Annotated in this window: 5 protein-coding genes and 1 pseudogene; all 6 read left to right on the top strand. The window is 38.2% G+C overall.

The annotated features are described in order from the left end of the window. A partial coding sequence (locus tag DXB52_RS14720; protein WP_472520423.1) for a hypothetical protein occupies positions 1-446 on the top strand: 446 nt, incomplete at its 5' end. 328 nt (positions 447-774) lie between these two features. Beyond that, complete coding sequence (locus DXB52_RS14710) at positions 775-2,496, top strand: MobA/MobL family protein (protein ID WP_040893156.1); 1,722 nt, start codon at positions 775-777, stop codon at positions 2,494-2,496. Beyond that, positions 2,435-3,169 (top strand): DUF6040 family protein, encoded by a 735-nt coding sequence (locus DXB52_RS14705; RefSeq protein ID WP_005608347.1) that lies wholly within the window; start codon positions 2,435-2,437, stop codon positions 3,167-3,169. Before DXB52_RS14710 ends, DXB52_RS14705 begins: the two co-directional genes overlap by 62 nt. Positions 3,170-3,232: 63 nt before the next feature. Then, positions 3,233-3,577, top strand: coding sequence for a broad-spectrum bacteriocin mediterrocin MdcF (gene mdcF, locus DXB52_RS14700; protein WP_005608346.1), 345 nt, complete (start codon positions 3,233-3,235; stop codon positions 3,575-3,577). 67 nt (positions 3,578-3,644) lie between these two features. Then, positions 3,645-4,094 carry a hypothetical protein gene (locus DXB52_RS14695; RefSeq protein ID WP_004843525.1) on the top strand — a complete coding sequence of 150 codons (450 nt, stop codon included), beginning with the start codon at positions 3,645-3,647 and terminating at the stop codon, positions 4,092-4,094. Then, a pseudogene (locus DXB52_RS14690) lies at positions 4,095-5,138 on the top strand (DUF1430 domain-containing protein); the annotation flags it as partial. It lies immediately after the preceding gene.

The following is a 5,138-nucleotide window of genomic DNA, read 5'->3' as shown; positions in this document are numbered from 1 at the left end:
TTCCAAAGAAACCGCCAAAGGTTCTATCAGACCGAAGCCATGATATACCTACACGCAAGAAGATTATACCATGTGCTTCTTCTGATACGCAACCGAGAACTTATGTTTGTAAAAGAAAGGGGAATGTAATCATGGCAAAATCAACAAAAAGTTATGAAGAACGAATGCTTGAAATGGAAAAGAAGGAACAGGAAAGCCTTGAAAAAGCAAAACGATATGCAGCACAGAAGAAAGAACTTCTGAAACGAAAGAAAGCCGAAGAAAGTAAAAAACGAACCCATAGGCTCTGTCAGGTTGGCGGTGCGGTGGAATCCGTTCTCGGTGCGCCTATCGAGGAAGAGGACATCCCAAAGCTGATTGGTTTTCTGAAAAAGCAGGAAGCCAATGGGAAATTTTTTTCAAAGGCAATGCAGAAAGAAACACATACCGATATGGAGGAAGTGTAATGGCGGGGGGGGATGAGTTTTTCATTCCCTTCATTGCTTTTTCATGAAGGGCGCACTTATGGACAACCAGAGGTCGTCCCAATAAGTTTGCCACAAGTGGCAACCGGTCTTCGCTCACGCTTGCCGGGCTCGTTCCGTCGGCGGGGCTTTCAGCCAGACCTGCTCATGCCGCAGGAGGCACTCTTCGCCAGAGGGGCGCATTCCATGCAGGCTGCTATGCGCAGGGCACTCTTACGCAGAGGGCGTTCCGGCAATACTGCTTTTTCTAAAACTGAAAGCAATGTTGCCGGAAATCTATGCCGGATGTGCAGAAAGGGGGAATCCAGACATGGCGATTTTTCATTACACAATCAAAATAGTCGGACGAAGTAAAGGGAAATCTGTTATCTCCGCTTCCGCATATCTCAATGGGGATGTGATGAAAAACGAGGAAACCGGGCGAATCAGTTATTACACTTCTAAAAAAGAAGTGGTCTACACCAGTCTGATGATGTGCGAAAACGCACCTCCTGAATGGCAGATAGTACCAGAAGAAAATATAAAACGCTTTCAAAAATCTGTCCGATACAAAAGGTCAGAAGATAAAGAAGCTGCTTTAGAAAAATTTAAAATCACATTTCAGAAACAACGGTTATGGAATGAGGTATTGAAGATTGAAAAAAGTGCAGATGCCCAACTTGGCAGGTCATTTGAATTTGCCCTCCCCAAAGAATGGAGCAGACAGGAACAGATTCAATATACAGCCGACTATATCAAAAAAACATTTGTGGATAAGGGAATGTGTGCTGATTGGAGTATCCACGACAAAGGGGATGGCAATCCTCATGTCCATCTGCTTCTGACAATGCGCCCTTTTAACCCGGATCATTCTTGGGGGAAGAAAGAAGTCAAAGATTGGGATTTTGTCAGAGATAAAAGCGGAAATATCGTGATTGATGAATCCCATCCGAACTGGTGGCAGGATAAGAAAAACCCTGACCGTCATGGAATCCGTATCCCTGTATTAGATGAAAACGGAATCCAGAAGATTGGTGCAAGAAACCGCCTGCAATGGAAACGGGTACTGACCGATGCTACGGGATGGAACAATCCAAAAAACTGTGAACTGTGGCGGAGCGAGTGGGCAAAGGTGTGTAATGAACATCTGCCTTTGCATAATCAGGTCGATCACCGTTCTTACGAAAAGCAGGGAAAACTCCAGATTCCTACCATCCATGAAGGTGCTGACGCAAGAAAGATTGAACAAAAGTTTCTTGCCGGGCAGGAAATAAAAGGTTCGTGGAAAGTAGCGGAAAATCAAATCATAAAACAACAAAACACGTTATTGCAAAAGATACTGGACACCTTTGGGAAAGTATCAGGTGCATTATCATTATGGAAGGAGCGATTAAATGACATTAGAAGAAAGCCGGGAAATTATACCCTTAATGGAGTCCATGATTGGGCAAATCGAAGAACAGCAGACCTTAATGGCAGAAATGCTTCTGGAAATGCAGAACCGGGACACCCAACTCTCTCTTATGCAGGAACAGAATCAGAAATTGCAAAAATTAAACAGCGAGTTATCCGAGCTGCTCAACATTTTGCCAAATACCGAGGAACTACTTTCCAAGATGGAAGAACAGAAAACGAAGATAGAACTTTTGGAAAACGAAAATCAGCAATGGCAGATATTGGCACAGAAGCTGAACAGCGAAAACAGTTTATTACTGAAACAGAACACCGAATTGCTGAACTGGAACAGCAGGTAGAGAAAGGACGTGATATAGATGAACGAATCCAGAGAATTAAAGAACGCCGAACAGTTGGAAGAACTTCTGCTCTTGACCGAGGAGATACAAGAAGAGTTGGAACAGAAAGACCAGCTTATCGTGGAACTGAAGACGCAGCTCAACGAATCTCTGACCTTGAACGAGAAATTAAACAAAGAGAACAGAGCCGGGAATATTCAAGCATTAAAGAACGACTTGAAGCTGGCAGACAGAGCATTGCGGAGCGAGAAAGAGAAGCTGCGAAGCGCAAACGTCACGATAGAGGAATGTCAAGATAAAATACGATGCTTAACACAACAACGGGATTATGCCCGGACACATCAGAAAATCGTAGAGATACCGGTAGAAAAGCCGGTACTCTATAAAAAATGCGAAGCCTGTGACCGGACAGCCTATCAGAATGCAAAAGCAAGATACGAAACACAAAAAGAGCAACTTGCAGGACAATATAAAGCAAAAACGGTAATGTTCCAAACAACCTTGTTCCTTCTTGCATGGTATTCGCTGACAACCACTCTTTTTCAGGCAGTACAGTCAGATGTGTTCCTTTCCGATTGCAAATCATTCTTCCATGATGCAGCATCATTCATACAAACTTTTATCGGTTGGACGATTGATGCCGGGCAATCTGTGGCACAAATCAGCACAAAAATTCCAAATGAGATTATAGCCGGAATCATATATTGGTTATTGATGATATTGGTTGTTGGAATATGTGTGGCAGGGACAGGGATACTGGCAATACTGATAGAAATAAAGGTTATAGAATTATATAAGAAAAACTGTTGGGATGTTATTACCCTACTGATGATACTGACAAGTGCGGCTGTCATCATTTATTTTGGAGAAGTAATTAAAAAAGCATTATCAATAAATCTGTTGTTCTTTTGGTTAATTTTACAAGGAATATATCTTACAATTCGACGCTATATAAGTCAAGATACTGATTGACTAGATACAAAATATTTGATAAAATATAAATAGAAATACAGCAGATCAAAGTAGGTAAAACTTATGAGAGCAAAGAAAGTGATTGTAGGGGTAGCTATTAGTGCAATGTTAATTTCTTCATCAATTCCAGTAATGGCATTTTCTGTTACAAACGGGAATAAGACATTTGATAAAAAGTGGGAATTGAGCACTACATCTGATGGCGGAAAAGGTGTTTTGACTTATGGTTATAATACTCTTGCTATTAATGAAGATTATGCACACGCATATCATTCAACTAAAGATCATTACGCATATGTCAAGAATGGAAATGGTTCTTTTTCGGGTTCAAATGTTGGTAAAGGTAATTGGTCTAAAATTGAGGTTGCTCATAAAGGAAATAGTATTACCTACGGTAATAGCTACTAAACAAAGGTTCGGGATAATGGCTGAGTGGTTGGAATTCCAACCACTCTTTTTTGTGGAGTGTATATAAATGAAGAAAAAAATAAAATATATAGGAATTGTTTTGGTTATTTTGTTCTGTTGCTATAATTTATTTTGGTACTTCGGGAGTTATAAACCATATAACGAATTTCAGAAAGACTTCCCTGAAATAGAAGAATCTGGAGTAAAAATTTACACAGATAAAGATGGATTCCAGTATAGTGTGTCTGTCCCTGATTATTTGCTTTGGAATGGAAATCTTGCGATAGCTGAGTCAGATGTTCGATATGCACTAATTATTTGGATAAAACCATTTCACCAAGGAATAAGTCAAGGCGTGCTATTTAATGACTATAAGGATTTGAATACTCAAATTATGTTGTCAAGTAGCAAAAAAGCTGAAGATCAAGAAGATCAATGGATTGTTGATGAAAATAGCACAATATTGACTACGATATTTGAAAAAGCAAATAAAGTATGGAATCTGGGGTTGAAATAAATGAAAGCAATTAAAAACTTATGTTTGTTTTGTTTCCTGATTTTTGGAATACTTATGCAATCTGAAATATTTCAAGATCAGCTTTGGAACTTTTCTACAGCATATTTTACGTCATCACGCTATGAAGTTGCTAGTGAAGATATGTCGCAGTTTCTGAAAGATGTATCAGAAACTGCAACGGAGAATGATGTACATATTTTTTCTCAGTACAATGAAATCAATAATAAATACCTTTCAACACTTCATATTTATGGCGATGATAAAGTAATCAGACAAACATTAAAAAATACTGCAAACATAGAAGAATCAGAATATACCGCTTTAGTTTCCGGAATTACGAAAGTAAAATTTCATAATCTCTCAGAATTGCAAAGTACCTCTGTGGGTTATGAAAACTTTATCTCATACATAGGAAATGAGGACAATATTATCTCTGCATATCAGAAATTATCAGAAAAATATAGCTTAACTTATCCAGAATATTGGAATTCTACGGAAAAGGACATGATTTTTATTATATGGGGTATGATTATTGCATTGATGATTGTTCTAAATGTAATTGAAGTGGTTAGGCGAAAAAAAGAGGTTGTTGTACGAGTTTCCTTAGGAGAAAGTGCTGGTTTCATAGCATTTAAGGCTGCTTTATTCGATGTAACTTTTGACATTGCATTATTTATTGTTGCAAAAATATTGCTGTCAAATTATATATCGGGAGCATATGAGAATAGACTCGTCACAATTTTATATTCCATTGGAATTATTCTTTCCACTATTCCATATTGTTCTTTTTGCTTTTTTGATATTAGAAAGGCATTCGCAAATGCAACACACAAAAGAGGAGTGGATTTTTTAATTTATTCGTTAAAATTTATAGCAGGGGTAGCCGCTGTTTTTACAATTACCACTAATATTAGTAGTATTCATAATAACCTATTTACAAATGAACATTTGTTAGAAGAATATTATGATGCAAATTATTTTACCGTAAAGACTACTGATTTTAATGCTGAAAAAGAAGAAGCTTTTTGGAATAAACTATACAAG

It is taken from the genome of Ruminococcus sp. OM04-4AA, from assembly GCF_003462585.1.
Taxonomy (GTDB): Bacteria; Bacillota; Clostridia; order Lachnospirales; family Lachnospiraceae; genus Mediterraneibacter; species Mediterraneibacter faecis.
The sequence above is the reverse complement of the archived record's forward strand: the minus strand, read 5'-3'. Positions and strand labels throughout refer to the sequence as shown.

What these genes read in the sequence shown, in the direction of transcription:
- DXB52_RS14710 (WP_040893156.1), top strand. Translation starts at nt 775, where the DNA reads ATGGCGATTTTTCATTACACAATCAAAATAGTCGGACGAAGTAAAGGG.
- mdcF (WP_005608346.1), top strand. Translation starts at nt 3,233, where the DNA reads ATGAGAGCAAAGAAAGTGATTGTAGGGGTAGCTATTAGTGCAATGTTA.
- DXB52_RS14695 (WP_004843525.1), top strand. Translation starts at nt 3,645, where the DNA reads ATGAAGAAAAAAATAAAATATATAGGAATTGTTTTGGTTATTTTGTTC.